This is a genomic window from Gemmobacter aquarius, assembly GCF_003060865.1.
In the GTDB taxonomy this organism is placed as follows: Bacteria; Pseudomonadota; Alphaproteobacteria; order Rhodobacterales; family Rhodobacteraceae; genus Paragemmobacter; species Paragemmobacter aquarius.
In genome coordinates this window covers 2,320,390-2,339,917 of record NZ_CP028918.1, presented here as the reverse complement: position 1 = coordinate 2,339,917, position 19,528 = coordinate 2,320,390, and the positions used below count along the sequence as shown (strand labels likewise).

Genomic DNA, 19,528 nt, shown 5'->3' with positions numbered 1-19,528 from the left:
CAGACTTTCGTCTGGGCCATGTAGGTGAGACCCCGTCAACGGGGCGCGTATGTGAGCGAGTAGAATGCCGGTTTATGTGGTGAGCGGTTATGCCGCTTCATCCATCGTAGTAAGTGGCGGCGGTGCGCTGGCGAACGGGTCGAGCTTTATGCTGGACCCGAATTTTTCGTCTGCGGCGAATGCGCTGACCTTTACCATCACCGACGATGACACCACGTTCAGTGGCAACTCGGTTTCCCAGACGGATGCGAACCAGACGGTCGTGGTCACCAATAGCGGCGGCACCACTGTCGCTTCGGGGACTGTCCGGCTTGGCATGTCCTACAATTTCAGCGGACAGACGAGCGGCACGCTTTACCAGATCATCGTCGGTTCGACCGTGGTGGGCTACGGCACGAGCGTCAATATTTTGCCCGGTGGGGCAAACACCGTCAGCTCCAGCGTCGATTCCGCAGGCTTTGCCTATAACACCATACTCGTCGCGCCGAACTTCGATCCGGCGGGTGCCAATACCATGGCGGGCGGGGCGGGGAACGATTCGCTTAGCGGCGGGGGCGGCAACGATACGATCAACGGCAACGGTGGAAACGACACGCTGGACGGCGGTATCGGCAACGATGCGCTGGACGGAGGGGCGGGCAACGACCTGCTTCTGGGGGGCGATGGCAACGATTCGCTGATCGGGGGGACTGGAAACGACATTCTGGCCGGTGGCGATGGCAACGATTCGCTGATCGGCGGCGACGCGGACGACCAGTTTCTGCTGTCGGGCACTTTCGGCAACGATACGATCACCGGCGGCGAGGCCTTCGAGACGACAGGCGACAGGCTCGATGCGAGCGCGGTCACGGCGAACCTGACGCTGACCTATACCGCTGTCGAGACCGGAGCGGTGACCGACGGCACATCGACGGCGCGTTTTTCGCAGGTCGAGCGGGTGCTGCTGGGCGCGGGCAACGACGTCGCAACCGGATCGGCGGGCAACGACACCATCGACGGCGCGGCAGGCAACGACACGCTGGACGGCGGGGCGGGGGCGGATTCGCTTACCGGGGCGGCTGGCAACGACGTGCTGACGGGGCGCGCGGGTGCCGACACGATGCTGGGCGACACCGGCGACGACCGCTTCGTCCTGGGGTCGGCGGACGGGGCCGACAGCATCGTCGGTGGCGATACGGGGCAGACGACCGGCGACGTGATCGATGCCAGCACGTCGACGGTTGTGACGACCGTCAACTATGGCACGCCGGGCACGGCAGGAACGCTGGTCAATGCGTCGGGGACGGCGACGTTCAGCGGGATCGAGCAGATATTCCTCGGGTCGGCGAACGATACTGTGAACGGCGGACCCGCGACGACCGGGTTCTTCATCGACACGGGGGCCGGAAACGATTCTGTCACGGGCGGGAACGGAGCCGACACCATCGCCGGTGGGTCGGGCAACGACACGCTGCTGGGCGGCGGTGGCACCGACAGCCTGATCGGCGGTCTGGGCAACGACTCGATCACCGGCGGGGCCGGGAACGACACGCTCGATATGGGCGACGGCGACGATCTGCAATCTGTCGGAGATACGGGGGATGACCTTGTCTTCGGCGGGCTGGGCAATGACACGTTGTCGGGCGACACCGGCAACGACACGCTGTTCGGGGGCGACGGGGCCGACGCCATCGAAGGCCACGACGGTGCGGACACGGTCTTTGGCGGGGCGGGCAACGATTATATCGCCGGCGTCGACGTAAACGGCCTGACCGATGCCGTGAACCGGACGCTTGCGCCGCCGGTCGGGGCGGATGACGGGTTCGCGGATTCGCTCGACGGGGGCGACGGCAGCGACACCATCCTTGGCGGTGGCGGCAACGACACGCTGATCGGCGGTGCGGGCGACGACATCCTGCTGGACGGGACCGGACGGGACATCGTGTTCGGTGGCGACGGCAACGACACGATCGATGACAGCGCAGGGTTCAACTCGACCTCGGATGCGTCGCAACTGTTCGGCGGGGCGGGCGACGACCAGTTGAACGGCACGGCGGGCAACGACACGCTCGACGGTGGCACCGGCAACGACGTGTTCTCGGGCGAGGATGGCGATGACGTGATGGTGCTTGGCACCGCAAGCGGCAGCGACACGATCACCGGGGGCGAGGGCGGCGAGCGGACCACGGGCGACTGGATCGACGCGAGCGCATCGGCAGACAATCTGACGGTCACCTATACCGGCACCGAGGCCGGAACCATCACGACGACCGGCCAGAACACGGTCTTTTCGCAGATCGAACGGTTCACGCTCGGGTCGGGCAACGACACGGTGGCGGCGGGGGTATCGACCGTCGGGATCAACGTGGACACCGGCGCGGGCAATGACAGTGTCACGGGCGGCAGCGGCAACGACACGATCACCGGCGGGGCGGGTGCGGATACGCTGGCGGGCGGGCTAGGCGACGACAGGGTTTACGGCGGGGCCAACCTGATCGTCAACGGCGGCTTCGATGCGCCGGTGGCAGCGAACAACTGGGCCAATGTGCCGATTGCGGGCTGGTCGACCGGCACGCAGACAGAGGTGCATGGCACAGGGCATGACGGGACGACATCCTACGAGGGCAGCACGCACCTCGAGCTAGACGCCGACAACCAAGTCGACAATGTCTTTCAGGATGTCGCGACGACTTCGGGCCAGACCTATACGCTGAGCTTTGCTGGCAAGCAGCGCGGCGCGATGACCGATAGTTTCGAGGTTTACTGGCGTGGAACGCTGGTCGCCACGATCCAACCTGCCACGACATGGACCGTCTACAGTTTCTCCGTGACGGGATCGGGCGGTGCGGACCGGTTGGAATTCCGCGAGATCGCGTCGCAGAACTCTAACTTCGGCCCGCTGATCGACGATGTGACGCTGTTCGGCACAGCGGGGCCGGGCGACAGCCTGTCGGGCGGGGCGGGCAACGATACGCTGGCCGGCACGGGCGGCAACGACACGCTGGACGGCGGCACCGGAAACGACCGGATGCAGGGCGAGGGCGGGGATGACCGCTTCGTCGTGGCGGCGGGCTTCGGCAGCGACACGATCCTTGGCGGGGAAAGCGGCGAGACGGGCGGAGACGTCCTCGACGCCAGCGCGATGACGGCCAACCTGACGCTGAACCTGACCGGGGCGGAGACGGGCACGCTGGGCGATGGCACATCGACCACGACGTTCAGCCAGATCGAGCGGGTCGTGCTGGGCAGCGGCAACGATACCGCCAACGGGTCGGCGAGCGGGGACTGGGTCGATGGCGGGGCTGGCAACGACTCGCTTGCAGGCAATGCGGGGGCCGATACGCTGTTTGGCGGGTCGGGCAACGATACGGTCACCGACGACACCGGTGTTGCGGGGCAGGGCTGGGCCGATACCGTGCAACTGGGCGCGGGCAACGACGTTTTCACCGGCACCGGCTTTGGTGCTGCAGACAACGATCTGGTCTTCGGCAACGAGGGCGACGACACCATCACGGTGCAGCAGGCCTTTGACACGGTCTATGGCGGTGACGGCAACGACGTCATCACATCGCTGGGCGACGGCAATGCGTCGTTCGGCGATCTGCTGTCCGGCGATGCCGGGGACGACAGCATTACCAGCTCCAATTCGAACGACACGATCTTTGGCGGTGACGGGAACGACATCGTCCAGGGCGGGGCCGGGTCTGACCAACTGGATGGCGGTGCCGGAAACGATACCGTCAGCTATGCGGCGTCGACGGCGGGCGTTTCGGTCAATCTGGGCACGGGGGCGGGCAGCGGCGGCGATGCGTCGGGCGACGTGGTGTCCGGGTTCGAGGTGGTCATCGGGTCGGGGCAGAACGACTCGCTGACGGGCGGAACCGGAAATGACGTGCTGTTCGGCGGCGCGGGCAACGACGTGATCGAGGGCGGAGCGGGTGCCGACCTGCTGAGTGGCGGGACGGGCAACGATACGCTGAGCTATGCCGGGTCGTCCGCTGCCGTTTCGGTCAATCTGGGCACGGGTGCCGTTTCGGGTGGTGACGCGGCGAACGATACGATTTCCGGCTTTGAAGCGGTTGCCGGATCGGCGTTCAACGATACGCTGGCGGGCGGGACCGGCAACGACCTGTTGCAGGGCGGGGGCGGGGATGACCGCTTCGTCCTTGTGACCGGTTTCGGCAGCGACACGATCCTTGGCGGCGAAAGCGGCGAGACGAGCGGGGACAGTCTCGACGCCGGAGCGTTGACGGCGAACCTTACGCTGACGATGACGGGGGCCGAGGCGGGCACGATCGTGGAGGGCGCGTCGAGCGCGCAGTTCAGCCAGATCGAGCGGGTCTTGCTGGGATCGGGCAACGACACGGCGACCGGAACGACCGCGATTGCCGCCGATGACTGGTTCGACGGCGGCTTGGGCAACGACTCGCTGGTCGGCAATCTGGGCAACGACTCGCTCTTTGGCGGTGCGGGCAACGACCGGCTGTTCGGCGGGGCGGGCAATGACCAGCTGTTCGGCGGGGACAACGACGATTCGCTGGACGGCGGCGACGGTGCCGATCTGATCGACGGCGGCGCGGGCAACGATACGGTGCGCGCCGGAACGGGCGATGACACGATCTTTGCCGCAGACGGTGCCGACAGCATCTTCGGGTCGGAAGGGAACGATTTCGTCGACGGCGGGGCTGGCGACGATTTCATCAACACGCGCAACACCGTGGCGACGCCCGATATCGGCTATCCGGGGGTGTTTACGGCCGATGCCGATCCGAACGACGACCGCGATACGGCTGTCGGAGGGCTGGGCAACGATACGATCCTGACCGGCGACGACAACGATCTGGTCTATGGCGGCGATGGCAGCGACAGCATCGATGCCGGTTTCGACATGGACACCGTTTATGGCGATGCCGGCGGCGACCGGATTTCGGGGGCGGAAGGGTCCGACCTTGTCTATGGCGGCGACGGAAACGACACGATCTATGGCGGGCTGACGCCCACCGAAACCGACACGTCGGTGATCAACGATTCGGACGATCTGGCCCCGAACAACAACCGCGACACGATTTACGGCGATGCCGGCAACGACATGCTCTATGGCGGCGACGATGCCGACCTGATCTTTGGCGGTGCCGACAACGACAGTCTTTTCGGCGGGATCGACGCCGATACGCTTTGGGGCGGGGACGGCCGTGATTCGCTGAATGGCGACGAGGCGAACGACCTGCTTTATGGCGATGCAGCCAACGACATCTTGCAGGGCGGCACCGGCGACGACACGCTGTATGGCGGCACCGAGAACGACGTGCTGGCCGGTTCGGACGGCAACGACCGGCTGTTCGGTGATAGTGGAGCGGACACGCTTTCGGGCGGCGCCGGCGACGACGCGCAGTTCGGCGGGACCGAGAACGACTCGCTTCTGGGCGGTGACGGCAACGATACGATGTCGGGCGACGAGGGCGACGACTCGTTCTCGGGTAATGCCGGAAATGACCAGATTTTCGGCGGGGACGGCAATGACCGGCTGAGCGGGGACGAGGGCAGCGACAGTCTTTACGGCGGGCTGGGCAACGATCTGATCTTCGGCGGAGCTGGCGGACAGGTTGGTGGCGATCTGATCGATGGTGGCAGCGGACGCGACACGCTGAGCTACGATCTGTCGAACGCGGCCGTGTCTGTCGATCTGGCGGGTGGTCCGGCGTCGGGCGGGGATGCCGCGGGCGACACGATCACCGGGATCGAGGCGGTATTCGGTTCGGCCTTTGACGACGGGATACTGGGCACGGCGGGCAACGAGTCTTTCGAGGGTCGCGCGGGGAATGACAGTCTCGAAGGGCGCGCCGGAGACGATTCGCTTTATGGCGGCACCGGCGACGACCTGCTGATCGGCGACGAGGTCGGATCGGCGGGTGGAAACGATCTGCTGTTTGGCGGGGATGGCAACGACACGCTGGTCGGAAACGCGCAGTCCGACACGCTTTACGGCGGTGACGGCAACGATCTGATCTTCGGTGGCATGCAGGGGCAGGCGGGCGGCGATCTGCTGGCGGGCGACGCGGGCAATGATACGGTCAGCTACGAGTTTTCGTCGGCCGGGATCGTCGTCGACCTCGGGGCGGGCACCGGTTCTGGCGGGGATGCCGAGGGCGATACGCTTTCGGGCTTCGAGGTTCTGGCCGGATCGGGCTTTGCCGACAGCATCATCGGCGGGGGCGGGGACGAACAGCTGTTCGGCGGCGCTGGCGATGACACGCTTGGCGGCGGCGCGGGCAATGACCTGCTGGACGGCGGCGCGGGCGATGACCGTTTCGTGCTGGGCGCGGGGTTCGGCAGCGATGCGGTGGTCGGGGGCGAGGCGTCCGAGACGTCAGGCGATGTGCTCGATGCGAGCGGGATCGCCGGTGTCGATCAGGTCCTGACCTATTCCGGCGCGGAAGCCGGTACGCTGACAGGTTCGGCGGGGACGGCGGTCTTCAGCCAGATCGAGGCTGTGGAACTGGGGGCGGGCAACGACTTTGTGACCGGAGCGGGCGGGAACGACAGGGTCGATCTGGGCGGCGGCAACGATACGGCCTATGGCGGGGCGGGCAATGACAGCCTGTCCGGCGGGGCGGGCGACGATGTGGTCGAAGGCGGGGCGGGGGCCGATTCTCTGGACGGCGGCGCGGGCTTTGACACGCTGAGCTACGCGGGGGCGGCGGCCGGGGTTTCGGTTGATGCCGGTGCCGGGCTCGGGTTGGTGGGCGATGCTGCGGGCGACACGTTTTCGGGGTTCGAGGCGGTTCTGGGCAGCGGGTTCGACGACACGCTGACGGGCGGTGCGCTGGACGACCGGCTGTTCGGCGGTTCGGGCGACGATCTGGTTGCGGGCGGCGCGGGGGCCGATCTGCTGGACGGCGGCGCTGGCTTTGACACGCTGAGCTATGCGGATGCGGGTGCGGGTGTTGCGGTCGATCTGGGCACGGGGCTCGGGTCGGCGGGCGATGCTGCTGGCGATACGGTTTCGGGCTTCGAGGCGCTGGTCGGCAGCGGGTTTAATGACACGCTGACGGGAAGCGCGCTGAACGACCGGCTGTCCGGCGGGGCGGGCGACGATCTGGTTGCGGGCGGGGCGGGGGCCGATCTGCTGGACGGCGGCGCGGGCTTTGACACGCTGAGCTATGCGGATGCGGGTACGGGTGTTGCGGTCGATCTGGGCACTGGGCTCGGGTCGGCGGGCGACGCTGCGGGCGATACGGTGTCGAACTTCGAGGCGCTGGTCGGTAGCGGGTTCGACGACACGCTGACGGGGAGCGCGCTGAACGACCGGCTGTCCGGCGGGGCGGGCGACGATCTGGTTGCGGGCGCTGCGGGTAACGACCAGCTCGAGGGCGGCGCGGGCAACGACAGCCTGTCGGGCGGGAACGATGCCGATACGCTTTATGGCGGGGCCGGAAACGACAGCCTGTCGGGCGATGCGGGCAACGACCTGCTGTTCGGCGAGGACGGGGCGGATTCGCTGTTCGGCGGGGATGGCACCGATACGCTTTTCGGCGGACTGGGCGATGATCTTCTGGAAGGCGGTGCGGGGACCGACCTTTTGGCCGGTGATGCGGGCAACGATGTCATCCGGGGCGGAGCGGGCGATGATTTCGTCAACGGCGGGACCGGGAACGATACGGTCTTTGGCGGGACCGGCAACGATCTGCTCGACGGCGGCGACGGGACTGATCTGCTTTTGGGCGAAGAGGGCAACGACACCATCTCCGCAGGGAGCGGGGATGACAGTGTCGAGGGCGGTCTGGGCGACGACCTGCTTTTGGGCGATGCGGGCAATGACGCTCTGTCTGGCGGGGCGGGCGTGGATACGCTTGCCGGCGGGCAGGGGGCTGACAGCCTGTCGGGCGGGCTGGACGATGACGAATTGTCCGGCGGCACCGAAGCCGACACGCTGGCGGGCGACGAGGGCAACGATAGGCTGTTTGGCGGACAGGGCGCGGACAGTCTGGTGGGCGGGATCGGCGACGATCTGGCCTATGGCGGGACCGAGGCCGACATCCTTGCGGGCGGGGCGGGCAATGACGCGCTGTTCGGGGACGAGGGCAACGACACGCTGTCGGGCGGTGACGGGGCCGACGCGCTTACCGGCGGGGCGGGCGACGATTATCTTGGCGGCGAGGACGGGAACGACACGATCCTTGGCGATACGGGCAACGATGTGCTCGAAGGTGGCGCGGGCGAAGACCTATTGTCCGGGGGCACGGGCAATGACGCGTTGCTGGGCGGGGACGGCAACGACACGCTTGCTGCTGGACCGGGCAACGACACGCTGAGCGGTGGCGCGGGCGAGGATGTCTATCTGCTGTCGGATGGTGTGGGCGCGATCCGCATCACCGATTTCGCGCGCGCTCCGGTTTCTGGCTTGCGGGCGGCGGACCAGCTGGATGTGGCGGGGCTGACCGATCTGGACGGAAATCCGGTCGACTGGGCCGATGTGACCGTGACGGACGACGGCAATGGCAACGCGGTGCTGACCTTCCCGCGGGGCGAGGCGCTGGTGCTGGTTGGCGTGCCTCCGGCGCAGGTGGCGGGCAAGTCGAACCTCGCACGGATGGGAGTGCCCTGTTTTACGGCGGGCGCGATGATCCTGACCACGCGGGGCGAGGTGGCGGTCGAGGATTTGCGGGCGGGCGACCGCGTGCTGACGCTGGATGACGGGGCGCAGCCGGTGCTGTGGGCCGGACGGCGGCGGATGGGGCCGGAAGATCTGGACGTGCGGCCCGACCTGCGGCCCGTGCTGATCCGCGACGGGGCGCTGGGCAACCGGGGCGACGTGCTGGTGTCGCCGCAGCATGCCGTGCTGGTGGAAACGCCGCAGGGGCAGGTGCTGGTCAGGGCGCGGCATCTGGCCGAGACCGGCGACAAGCGGTTCCGCGTAGCGCGGGGCAAGAAATCTGTGATTTATCATCATCTTCTGCTGCCGAAACATGCGATCATCTTTGCCAATGGCATGGCGACCGAGACGATGTATCCCGGACCGATGGCCGCCATGGCGATCGGCCCGGTGGCCTGTGCCGAGATCGGGCTGATCCTGCCTGACCTCGCGCCTTGCCTTATCGCGCAGGAGGGGACGGCCAAGGTCTATGGACCGACGGCGCGGCCCGTCGTGCGCCGGCAAGACCTTTTGGCGCGGCGCAGGCAGGCTGTCGCTGCAAGCTGACCGGTCTGCCCCGCCAAAGCGCGTTTTGCAGGCACAGTCCATTTTCCCGCTCGCCTATTCTGTGCTGCCGTTTCGGACGGCGAAACGGGCGGAAACTGACCGTTTTTCCTGCAATGAAAATGCGATGCCCGAATTTGTGACAAGCCGGTTGCATTGGTCGGGGTCATTGGATTTAGTCGGGTGCAACAAGAGCGGGTCTGGACCCGCCTGGTATGACCGGGGAGAATTGCGGGTGGCTGCTACTGCGAGCGACGCTTTCGTCGTTTTCGATCACGTTCAGAAAAGCTATGACGGCGTGTCGCTGGTCGTGAAGGATTTGAACCTTTCCATCGGGAAGGGCGAGTTTTTGACGATGCTCGGGCCTTCGGGGTCGGGCAAGACGACGTGCCTGATGATGCTGGCCGGGTTCGAGACCGCGACGAACGGGGAAATCCTGCTTGACGGGCGACCTATAAATCAGGTGCCGCCGCACAAGCGCGGGATCGGGATGGTGTTCCAGAATTACGCGCTGTTTCCGCATATGACGGTGGGCGAGAACCTGTCGTTTCCGCTGGAAGTGCGCGGCATGGGCAAGGACGAGCGCGAGGCCAAGGTGCGCCGCGCTTTGGACATGGTGCAGATGGGGGCCTTCATCAACCGCCGCCCCGCGCAACTGTCGGGCGGGCAGCAGCAGCGGATCGCGCTGGCGCGGGCCTTGGTGTTCGACCCTGCGCTGGTGTTGATGGACGAGCCGCTTGGCGCCTTGGACAAGCAATTGCGCGAGCATATGCAGTTCGAGATCAAGCATCTGCACGATTCGCTTGGCATTACCGTGGTTTACGTCACGCATGATCAGGGCGAGGCGCTGACGATGTCTGACCGGATCGCGGTGTTCAACGACGGGCGTATCCAGCAATTGGCGTCGCCTGCCGATCTTTACGAACGGCCCGACAACAGCTTTGTCGCGGGCTTCATCGGCGAGAACAACAAGCTGGAAGGCGTGGTCGAGGATATCGCGGGCGGGCGGGCGCTGGTGCGTTTGCCGACGGGCGAGTTGATCGATGCGACGCCGGTGAACGTGACGACCAAGGGGCAGAAGACGATGGTTTCGATCCGGCCCGAGCGGGTCGAGTTCAAGCCCGAGTTGCTGCCTGCGGGCGCGCATCTGATCGAGGCCGAGGTGGTCGAGGTCATCTATATGGGTGATCTGTTCCGCACGGTGCTGAAGGTGGCGGGGCATGATGATTTCGTCATCAAGAGCCGCAACACGCTGGGTCAGCGGGTGCTGACACCCGGCGAGAAGATACGGATCGGCTGGGCGCCTCAGGACGCGCGCGCGCTTGATCCGTTGTAAGCGATAGGGGTGGGGCGACCCGCCCTTATGCCGTGCCGGACCTTCCGGTGCGGCCAAAGACAAAAATCAAGATCGACACTCATGGGAGCGACACATATGAAGAAAATTCTGGTGCTGACGACCGCACTGACCGGAGCTGGCTTTGCCGCGCAAGCGCAGGACCTGACCGTGATGAGCTGGGGCGGAGCTTATGGCGAGAGCCAGCTTGAAGCCTATATCAAGCCGTTCATGGCCGAGACCGGCAAGAACGTGGTGGCAGTGGATGCCGACAACCCGGCAACGCCCGTCAAGGCGATGGTCGAAGCCAACAACGTGACGGTCGATGTGGCCGACGTGGAATTCGCCGATGGCGTGCGGATGTGCGACGAAGGCCTGCTCGAAGAGATCGATCCGGCGATGCTGGCCCCCGCGCCCGATGGCACGGCTGCGATGGACGACTTTTTGCCCGGTTCGGTGACCGATTGCCTCGTCTCGACGATCGTGTATTCGACCGCGATCGGCTATGACACGACGAAGTTCCCCGAAGCGCCGACCAAGATTGCCGACTTCTTCGACCTCGATAAGTTCCCCGGCAAGCGCGGCATGCGTAAGGGCGCTAAAGTGAACCTCGAGATGGCGCTGATGGCGGACGGGGTTGCCCCGGCTGACGTTTACGCGACGCTGGAAACGCCGGAAGGCGTGGATCGCGCCTTTGCCAAGCTCGACACCATCAAGGCCGACACCCTGTGGTGGGAAGCCGGTGCCCAGCCGCCGCAGCTGCTGGCGGATGGCGAAGTGGCGATGACCACTGCTTACAACGGCCGTATCTTTGCGGCGGCTGTCGGCGAGGGCAAGCCTTTCGCGATCATGTGGGACGGGCAGGTTCTGGAGTATGAAGGCTATGTGATCCCGAAGGGGACGCCGAACCTGGAACTTGCCAAGGAATTCCTGGCCTATGCCACGACGAGCCAGAAGCTGGCCGATCAGGCGAGCTGGATTTCCTATGGTCCGGCACGCAAGTCGTCGGGCGCGCTTGTCGGCATGTACAAGGACGGCAAGACCCCGATGGGTCCGCATATGCCGACCGCTGCCGAGAACCTGACCGGCGCGCTGCCGTCTTCGTATGAATTCTGGGTCGACAAGGATTCGGAACTGAACGAGCGCTTCAACGCCTGGTTGGCCGCGAACTGAGAGTGACTGGCGCGGGGGGCTTTGGGCCCCCGCGTGTTTACGGCAAAGGGGTGAGCATGGCCGACCTATCCGCATCTTCCGCAACTGGCGGGTTGTTGACCACCGCTGACGGGCGCCCGCTGAAAGCGGCGTTGGCGACCGCGCAGCAGCGGGCCAAGCGCAAGGCGTTCTTGCTGGTGCTGCCGCTTTTGTTGTTCATCGTGCTGACCTTCATCATTCCGATCGGGCAGATGTTGCAGCGGTCGATGTATCATGACGGGTTTTCCGCCAATGCGCCCGCGCTGAAGGCGTGGTTTGCCGAAAACCCGCAAGGGACCGAACCGGACGAGGCGGCCTTTGCCGCGCTGGCGTCGGACCTGAAGCTGATGAAGCAGGAAAAGACCGCCGGTCTTGCGGGGACGCGGATCAACTATTCGCTGGGGGGCACGCGGTCGCTGTTCACCGGGTCGGCGCGCAGTGCGGACAAGCTTGAGCCTCCGTATAAAGAGGCGCTGCTGGCGGATGATCCGAAATGGGGCCAGCCTGCCGTGTGGCAGGCGATGCGGGGGGCGTCGAGCGCCTATACCAGCGAATTCTACATGATCGCGATGGACATGCAGCGCGACGATCAGGGCAACCTTGAGAGGGTGCCCGAGAACGAACGCATCTATGCCTATCTGTTCGTCAAGACCTTTGCGCTGTCGGGGCTGATTACGGTGATCTGCCTGGCTCTGGCTTTTCCGGTGGCGCATCTGCTGGCGACCTTGCCGATGAAATGGTCGAACCTGTTGATGATCCTGGTGCTGTTGCCGTTCTGGACATCGCTTCTGGTGCGGACATCAAGCTGGATCGTGCTGTTGCAGGGGCAGGGGGTTATCAACAACATCCTTGTCAGTGCGGGGGTCGTCGATGATCAGGGGCGGCTGGAGATGATATACAACGCCACCGGAACGGTGATCGTTATGACGCATATCCTGCTGCCCTTTATGATCTTGCCGCTTTATTCGGTGATGCGGACCATTCCGCCGAGCTATGCCCGCGCGGCGCGGTCGCTGGGGGCGACAAGCTGGACGACGTTCCGGCGGATCTACCTGCCGCAGACGCTGCCCGGGATCGGGGCGGGGTCGCTTTTGGTGTTCATTCTGGCGGTTGGCTATTACATCACGCCCGCGCTGGTGGGCGGAGCGAGCGGGTCGCTGATTTCCAACATGATCGATTTCCACATGGACAAGGCGAACTGGTCGATGGCGGCGGCCTTGTCGGCGATGCTGCTGGCCGGGGTGCTGGTGCTTTACTGGCTTTATGACCGTCTTGTCGGCATCGACAATCTGAAACTGGGCTGAGGGGGACATCATGGCGCTTCCGGTTTACGCATCCCCCTCGAGCGGGTCTGGCATTACACCTATATCGCGATGTGCGTGGCGATCTTCGTGTTCCTGATCTCGCCCATCCTGATCATCATGCCGCTGTCGTTCAACGCGGAGCCTTACTTTACCTTTACCAAGAAGATGCTGTCCTTCGATCCGACCGGCTATTCGATGCGCTGGTATGATCTGCTGCTTACGCTTGGCATGGCCACACCCGAAGGTCCGCGGGATGCAAGCTGGTGGGAGGCCGCGTGGGAGCAGTCGACATGGATCAGGGCGGCGAAGAATTCGATCATCATCGGGTTCTGGGCGACGATCCTGGCGACGGTGCTGGGGACACTGGCAGCTTTGGGCCTGTCGCGGCCGGAGATGCCTTATCGCCGTTTGATCATGGCGCTGCTGATTTCGCCGATGATCGTGCCGATCATCATCATCGCGACGGGGCTGTTCTTTTTCTACTCGAACCCCTGCGCGATTGTCGGGACGGAATGCGGGCGGCTGACGAGCACTTATATCGGGGTCATTCTGGCGCATACGACGCTGGGGATTCCCTTTGTCATCATTACGGTGACGGCCACGCTGTCGGGGTTTGACCAGTCGTTGATCCGGGCCGGGGCGTCGCTTGGCGCTTCGCCGAGCCGGACGTTCTTCAAGGTCGTGCTGCCGTTGATCACGCCGGGGGTGGTTTCGGGGGCGCTGTTCGCCTTTGTGACTTCGTTCGACGAGGTGGTGGCGGTGCTGTTCATCGCAGGCCCCGAGCAGCAGACCATTCCGCGCCAGATGTGGAACGGTATCCGCGAGGCGATTTCGCCGGCGATCCTGTCGGTGGCGACGATATTGGTGATCGTGTCGATCCTGCTTCTGGCCACGGTCGAGGTGCTGCGGCGGCGAAGTGAAAAGTTGCGGGGCGTGTCGCCCGCGTGACGGCAGAGGCGCCCTTCGGGGCGCCTTTTGCGTTCAGGGCAGGAGGTGCAGCCAGAACCATGCGGTCGGGATCGACAGCGCGGTGGCGATCAGCACGGTCGATGCCGCGACGCGTTTGCCCACGCCATACATGTTGGCGAACATGAAGGCGTTGACGCCGGGGGCCATGGCGGCGGTGACAACGGCCGAGCGCATGCCGGCGGTGTCGAGGTGGAAGACGAAGCGGCCAAGGCCGTAGGTCAGCGCGGGATGCAGCAAAAGCGAGCAGCCGCAGAGCATGGCGATGATGCGGAAATCTCCGTCCGGCTTGTAGCGGACGAGGACGCCGCCAAGGCCGAAGAGGGCGGCGGGAATGGCCGCGCGCGTGATGAGGTCGAGGCCGGACCAGAAGAAGGCGGGCGGGTTCAGGCCCGACAGGTTCAGCGCGAAGCCCGCCGTGATGCCGATGACCAGCGATTGCGAGAAGACGGCGCGCAGGATCTGGCGCGTGAGGGCGGGGGTGGAAAGCCCTTGGCCACGGGTGCGCGCCCATTCCATCAAGCCGATGCCGAAGCCGTAAAAGAGCGGCGAGTGCATCGAGATGATAGCGTAGTTGCCCGCCAAGGCCCCGGCCCCGTAGGCGCGTTCGGTGATGGGTAGGCCAAGCAGCAGCGAGTTGGAGAAGAGGGCGACGAAGCCGATGGCGGTGGCATCGGTCAGCGGACGCTTGAACCAGAGGACCGAGGCGGTGAAGGCGGTGGCGAAGGACACGAAGCCTGCGATGTAGAACGAGGCAAGAAGGGCGGGGGCGTAGGCGGTGGCAAGGTCGAGCGTGGCGATGGATTTGAACAAAAGCGCAGGGACGGCGAAGTTCTGGGCAAAGCGCATCACGCTATCGACCGCGCCATCGTCGAACAGGCCTGAACGGGCGGCGGCGTAGCCAAAGCCGATGACCAGAAAGACGGGAAGGATGACGTCGAGCAGCGCCTGCATCAGGGGGCGTTGTCGTAGGTGATGACCATGCCGTCATGCGCGGGGCGGATATGGGGGGGAAGTTCGGCCAGCAGTTCGGCGTGATCAAGGTCGTTGTGCAGGTTGGTCACCACGGCGCGGGCGGGTTTGGCGCGGGCGATCCATTCCAGCGTCAGGGCGAGGTGGGCATGGGTCGGGTGCGGCTTGCGGCGCAGCGCGTCGACGACCCAGCAATCGAGGTTTTCGAGGTGGGGCCAGCTTTCGTCGGGGATTTTAACGGCGTCGGGCAGGTAGGCGAGGGGGCCGATGCGGAAGCCGAGCGCGTCGATGCTGCCGTGATCGGCGTAGAAGGGGGTGAAGGTAATGTCGCCGCCCGCGCCGGTGATGGTGACGGGGCCGTCGATGGTGAAGAGGTCGAGGATGGGGGGATAGGGCGAGCCTGCGGGTTGCACGAAGGCGTAGCCGAAGCGGGAGAGAAGGGCCTCTTGCGTGGGGCCATCGGCCCAGACGGCGAGGCGGCGGCGGGTGTTGAACACGATCTGGCGCAGGTCGTCGAGGCCGTGGACGTGGTCGGCGTGGGAATGGGTGTAAAGGACGGCGTCGAGCGAGCCGATGCCAGCATCGAGCAGTTGGTCGCGCATATCGGGCGAGGTGTCGATCAGGGCGCGGGTGGTGCCGTTTTCGGTCACGCGCTCGACCAGCATCGAGCAGCGGCGGCGGCGGTTTTTCGGGTTCGTGGGGTCGCAGGCGCCCCAGTCGCCGCCCGGTTGGTCGCCGAGGCGCGGGACGCCTCCGGATGAGCCGCAGCCGAGGATGGTGAAGCGGAGCGTGGCCATCAATGGGCTTTCCAGAACAGGCGGTCGAAGTTTTCGGTGGTGATGCGGGCAAAATCGGCGGGCGCAATGCCGAAGGTTTCGGCGGCTTTCGCGGCGGTGAAGGCGGTGTAGGCGGGTTCGTTGCGTTTGCCGCGATGGGGCAGCGGGGCGAGGTAGGGGCTGTCGGTTTCAAGCAGGATGCGGTCGAGTGGGGCGCTCGCGAAGATGTCGCGCAGATCGCCCGATTTGGGGAAGGTGGTGATGCCGGACATCGACAGGTAAAAGCCGCAGCCGAGCGCGGCGCGCGCCAGTTCGGCGCTGCTGGAGAAGCAGTGCATGACGCAGGTGTAGGGTTTGGCGCGGTAGCCTGCAGTGAGGATTTCGGCCATGTCATCATCGGCGGCGCGGGCGTGGATGATCAGCGGAAGGCCGGTTTCCTGCGCTGCGGTGATGTGGATTTTCAGCGAGATCTTCTGGATTTCGGCGCTTTCGGCGGTGTAGTGGTAATCAAGGCCGGTTTCACCGATGGCGACGAATTTGGGGTGCTGCGACAGGGCGACCAATTGGTCGACTGTGGCGAGGGGTTCTTCGGCGGCACTCATCGGGTGGGTGCCTGCGGCGTAGAAGACGGACGGGTGGGCTTCGGCTATCGCGCGGACCTGCGGTTCGTTTTTCAGGCGGGTGCAGATGGTGACCATGCGGCGCACGCCTGCGGCATGGGCGCGGGCGAGGATGGTATCGAGCTCGCCGTTGAAATCGGGGAAATCGAGGTGGCAGTGGCTGTCTACAATTTCGGGCAGATCGGGAATTTCGGGCAGATCGGGGATTTCGGAAGTCATTTGGGGCGTCCTGCCTAGAGTTGCGGAAGGGCTGCCGCCGTGTCTTCCAGACGCAGAACCATATCCATGAGAAGGGCGGCAGGGTCAAGGTTGACCGCCTTGCCGCGACGGGCCTTGAGGCCGAGAGTTTGCGCCAGTTCGGCCCATACGCGGGCGGCATTCGCATCGGGGGCAAGGCGGGTGATGAGGTCGGCTTCGCCCTTGGCAGCTTCGGGTGGCAGGGTGCGGGTGGCACCTGCGCGGGCGATGCGGGCGAGGAAGAGGTCGAGCAGGGTCAGGATCAGGTCGAACTGCGCTTCGCCGCCGCGTTGGGCACCGGCGTCGGCCAGCGCGAGGAGGCGCGGGCGGTCGAGGCGGGGGAGGGCGGAGAGCAGCGTGACGATGGTCTGGTAGAGCGCGAGGCCTGCTAGGTTGGTGAGGCGGAAGGCTTCGCCCACCGAGCCGCCCGCGAGTTGGGCGAGGGCTTGGGCTTCATCGGGTTCGAGGGCCGCGCCGGCCTGGGTGAGGGCATCGGCGAGCGGGGCGGGGGCAAGGGGATGCAGGCGCAATTCGCGGCAGCGCGAGCGGATGGTGGGCAGGAGTTTGAAGGGCTGGTGCGAGATGAGGAAGAGCGTGACGTTGGCGGGGGGTTCTTCGAGCAGTTTCAAAAGCGCGTTGGCGGCGGAGGTGTTCAGATCGTCGGCGGCGTCGATGATGGCGACGCGGCGGCCTCCGTCGGCGGCGGAGAGCGAGAAGAAGGATTTCATGCGGCGGACTTCATCGACGGTGATTTCCTGACGCAGGCGCGAGGTCTGGTCGTTCCACGGGCGGCGCAGCAGGAAAAGGCGCGGTTCGGCCAGGGCGCGCATGCGGCGGGCTGTGGGGTGGTCGGGGTCGATGTCGAGGGTTTCGGGTTTGGGCGGGGCGAACATGCCGCCGTCATTTTCGGGCGTGGCCAGCAGGAAGCGGGCGAGACGCCATGCGAGGGTGGCTTTGCCGACGCCGCGGGGGCCGGTGACCATCCAGCCGTGGTGCAGACGGCCGGTGTTGAAGGCGGACAGGAAATCGGCCTCGGGCGCGTGATGGCCGAAGATATGCGCGGTTTCGCGGGGGTGAGGGGCCCCTTCGATGCGGTCGGGTTCGGGGATATCCTCGGGCGGGGTGGCGGCCATGTCAGGACAGCTGCGCGAGGGTGAGCGACAGGATTTCGGCGGCGATTGTGGCGGGGTCGCGCGCGCCGTCGATGATGCGGATGCGGGGGTGCAGGGCCGCGAGGGCGAGGAAACCCGCGCGCATCTGTTTCTGCACGGCAAGGCCCATGTCTTCGAACCGCTGTTCGGTGCCGTTGCGGCCAAGGGCACGGGACAGGCCGGTTTCTGGGTCGAGATCGACAAGGAAGGTCAGGTCGGGTTCGGTGCCGATCATCAGGTCATGCAGGCTGTTCACGGTCGAGGCGAGATTGCCGCGCAGGCCCTGATACATGCGGGTGCTGTCGGCGAAGCGGTCGGTGATGACGATTTCACCACGCGCAAGGGCGGGGCGGATGGTCTTTTCCAGATGATCGCGGCGGGCGGCGGTGAAAAGGAGAAGCTCGGTTTCGGCAGACCAGCGGTCGGGGTCGCCCTGAAGGACGAGGGCGCGGATTTCCTCGGCCCCTGCCGATCCGCCCGGTTCGCGGGTGAGGGTGACAGGGTGGCCGAGGTCGCGCAGGCTTTGCGCCAGAAGGCGGGACTGGGTCGATTTGCCCGAGCCGTCGATGCCTTCGAAGCTGAGGAATGCGCCGTTCTGCGCGCTGGGCGACATCAGGAGGCGGGGGCCGATTCGGCGGCGGGGCCGTCGATGTAGCGCGAGCGCAGAATTTCGGCGGCTGCGCCGAGGCGTTTGAGGAAGCCGCCCTTGGCCACATCGGATTCCGCGACCAGCGGGATGCGGGCATCGGGCAGGTCGGGGACGTGGATGAGAAGTTCGGCGATCTGCGCGCCCTTGGTGACGGGGGCTTCGACGGGGCCGTTGAAGATCACCTCGGCGGTGACGGTTTCCTGCACCTGCGAGGGGAGGAGGAGTTTGACATCTTCGGCGGGGACGAGGCCGACGCTGCTTTCGGCCCCGATCCAGACGGGGGCTTCGGCGATGCGGATGCCGGATTTGACCACGGTCTTTTCGGTGAACTGGCGGAAGGCCCAGTTGACGATGGCTTCGGATTCCGAGGCGCGGTCCTTGTCGGAGGCGAGGCCGGTTATGGCGAATATCACGCGGCGGTCGCCCATGACGGCGGACCCGACGAGGCCGTAGCCCGCTTCGGTGGTGTGGCCGGTTTTCATGCCGTCGGCCTTCCAGTCGGCGGCGGCGATCTTGAGCAGCGGGTTGCGGTTGTTGGCGTTGGCGGGGGCGCGGTCTTTGTAGTTGAACTGGGTTTGCGAGAAGATCGGGTAGAATTCGGGGAAGTCATCGATCAGCCGTTTGCCCAGGATTCCGAGGTCGCGCATCGACATGCGCTGGTTCGGATCGGGCCAGCCCGAGGAGTTGGTGAAGGTGGAACGGGTCAGGCCGATTGCGCGGCCGCGTTCGGTCATCAGGGCAGCGAAGGCGTCTTCGGTGCCCGCCAAGCCTTCGGCCACCACGACGCAGGCATCGTTGCCCGAGTTGATGATGATGCCGTGGATCAGGTCGCGGACCGTGGGGCGGTCGTTTTCCTGAAGATACATGGTCGAGCCGCCGAGGCGGGTCATCTCGGTGGCGCGCGACGAGACAGCGAAGGTGGTGTCCATCGTCACGCGGTTGTCGCGCACCGCTTCGAAGAGCATGTTCAGGGTCATCAGTTTCGACATGGAGGCGGGCGGCACGGGTGTGTCGGCGTTCTTGTCCATGAGGACGGTATGGGTGGACATGTCATAGACCCATGCGGCGGTCGCCCGCGTTTCGAATGCGGCGGCGGGCAGGGCGCCGAGCAGCAGGACGGTTGCAGTGACAAGACGGCGGAGGGTCGCGAGCAT

General features: G+C 65.6%; 10 protein-coding genes and 1 pseudogene. 5 read left to right on the top strand and 6 right to left on the bottom strand.

The features are described 5' to 3' along the window. Positions 1-64 precede the first annotated feature (64 nt). The 5 genes and pseudogenes from HYN69_RS11285 (at position 65) to HYN69_RS11265 (ending at position 13,951) form a co-directional block, all read left to right on the top strand. Positions 65-9,178 (top strand): Hint domain-containing protein, encoded by a 9,114-nt coding sequence (locus tag HYN69_RS11285; protein WP_108435824.1) that lies wholly within the window; start codon positions 65-67, stop codon positions 9,176-9,178. Positions 9,179-9,410: 232 nt separating this feature from the next. After that, on the top strand, positions 9,411-10,511 hold the full coding sequence (locus HYN69_RS11280) for an ABC transporter ATP-binding protein (protein WP_230426389.1): 1,101 nt from the start codon (positions 9,411-9,413) through the stop codon (positions 10,509-10,511). 96 nt (positions 10,512-10,607) lie between these two features. Further along, on the top strand, positions 10,608-11,681 hold the full coding sequence (locus tag HYN69_RS11275) for an ABC transporter substrate-binding protein (protein WP_108435823.1): 1,074 nt from the start codon (positions 10,608-10,610) through the stop codon (positions 11,679-11,681). Between the two features lie 56 nt (positions 11,682-11,737). Then, the gene (locus HYN69_RS11270; RefSeq protein WP_108435822.1) at positions 11,738-13,003 is read left to right on the top strand and encodes an ABC transporter permease; all 1,266 of its coding nucleotides are present in this window, start codon (positions 11,738-11,740) and stop codon (positions 13,001-13,003) included. Positions 13,004-13,013: 10 nt separating this feature from the next. Further along, a pseudogene (locus tag HYN69_RS11265) lies at positions 13,014-13,951 on the top strand (ABC transporter permease). 33 nt (positions 13,952-13,984) lie between these two features. Here the strand turns inward: HYN69_RS11265 and HYN69_RS11260 are convergent. From HYN69_RS11260 to HYN69_RS11235, 6 genes are read right to left on the bottom strand one after another with little or no spacing between them, the layout of a single operon-like run. After that, complete coding sequence (locus tag HYN69_RS11260) at positions 13,985-14,923, bottom strand: AEC family transporter (RefSeq protein ID WP_108435821.1); 939 nt, start codon at positions 14,921-14,923, stop codon at positions 13,985-13,987. Continuing rightward, positions 14,923-15,738: an MBL fold metallo-hydrolase gene (locus HYN69_RS11255; RefSeq protein ID WP_108435820.1), complete on the bottom strand. Its 816-nt coding sequence runs from the start codon at positions 15,736-15,738 to the stop codon at positions 14,923-14,925. The genes HYN69_RS11260 and HYN69_RS11255 overlap by 1 nt, the downstream gene beginning before the upstream one ends. Continuing rightward, a complete protein-coding gene (locus HYN69_RS11250) occupies positions 15,738-16,556 on the bottom strand; it encodes a TatD family hydrolase (protein WP_108435819.1) in 819 nt (272 codons plus the stop codon). Before HYN69_RS11250 ends, HYN69_RS11255 begins: the two co-directional genes overlap by 1 nt. 14 nt (positions 16,557-16,570) lie before the next feature. Beyond that, entirely contained in the window at positions 16,571-17,707 is a 1,137-nt protein-coding gene (locus tag HYN69_RS11245) for a DNA polymerase III subunit delta' (RefSeq protein ID WP_108435818.1), read from the bottom strand. Between the two features lies 1 nt (position 17,708). After that, complete coding sequence (gene tmk, locus HYN69_RS11240) at positions 17,709-18,338, bottom strand: dTMP kinase (RefSeq protein ID WP_108435817.1); 630 nt, start codon at positions 18,336-18,338, stop codon at positions 17,709-17,711. Continuing rightward, positions 18,338-19,528: a D-alanyl-D-alanine carboxypeptidase family protein gene (locus HYN69_RS11235; protein ID WP_108435816.1), complete on the bottom strand. Its 1,191-nt coding sequence runs from the start codon at positions 19,526-19,528 to the stop codon at positions 18,338-18,340. Before HYN69_RS11235 ends, tmk begins: the two co-directional genes overlap by 1 nt.

Excerpts from the sequence above, each read along its gene's own strand:
- tmk (WP_108435817.1), bottom strand. The coding sequence starts at position 18,338 with ATGTCGCCCAGCGCGCAGAACGGCGCATTCCTCAGCTTCGAAGGCATC.
- HYN69_RS11260 (WP_108435821.1), bottom strand. The coding sequence starts at position 14,923 with ATGCAGGCGCTGCTCGACGTCATCCTTCCCGTCTTTCTGGTCATCGGC.
- HYN69_RS11245 (WP_108435818.1), bottom strand. The coding sequence starts at position 17,707 with ATGGCCGCCACCCCGCCCGAGGATATCCCCGAACCCGACCGCATCGAA.
- HYN69_RS11255 (WP_108435820.1), bottom strand. The coding sequence starts at position 15,738 with ATGGCCACGCTCCGCTTCACCATCCTCGGCTGCGGCTCATCCGGAGGC.
- HYN69_RS11250 (WP_108435819.1), bottom strand. The coding sequence starts at position 16,556 with ATGACTTCCGAAATCCCCGATCTGCCCGAAATTCCCGATCTGCCCGAA.
- HYN69_RS11285 (WP_108435824.1), top strand. The coding sequence starts at position 65 with ATGCCGGTTTATGTGGTGAGCGGTTATGCCGCTTCATCCATCGTAGTA.
- HYN69_RS11235 (WP_108435816.1), bottom strand. The coding sequence starts at position 19,528 with ATGCTCGCGACCCTCCGCCGTCTTGTCACTGCAACCGTCCTGCTGCTC.
- HYN69_RS11275 (WP_108435823.1), top strand. The coding sequence starts at position 10,608 with ATGAAGAAAATTCTGGTGCTGACGACCGCACTGACCGGAGCTGGCTTT.
- HYN69_RS11270 (WP_108435822.1), top strand. The coding sequence starts at position 11,738 with ATGGCCGACCTATCCGCATCTTCCGCAACTGGCGGGTTGTTGACCACC.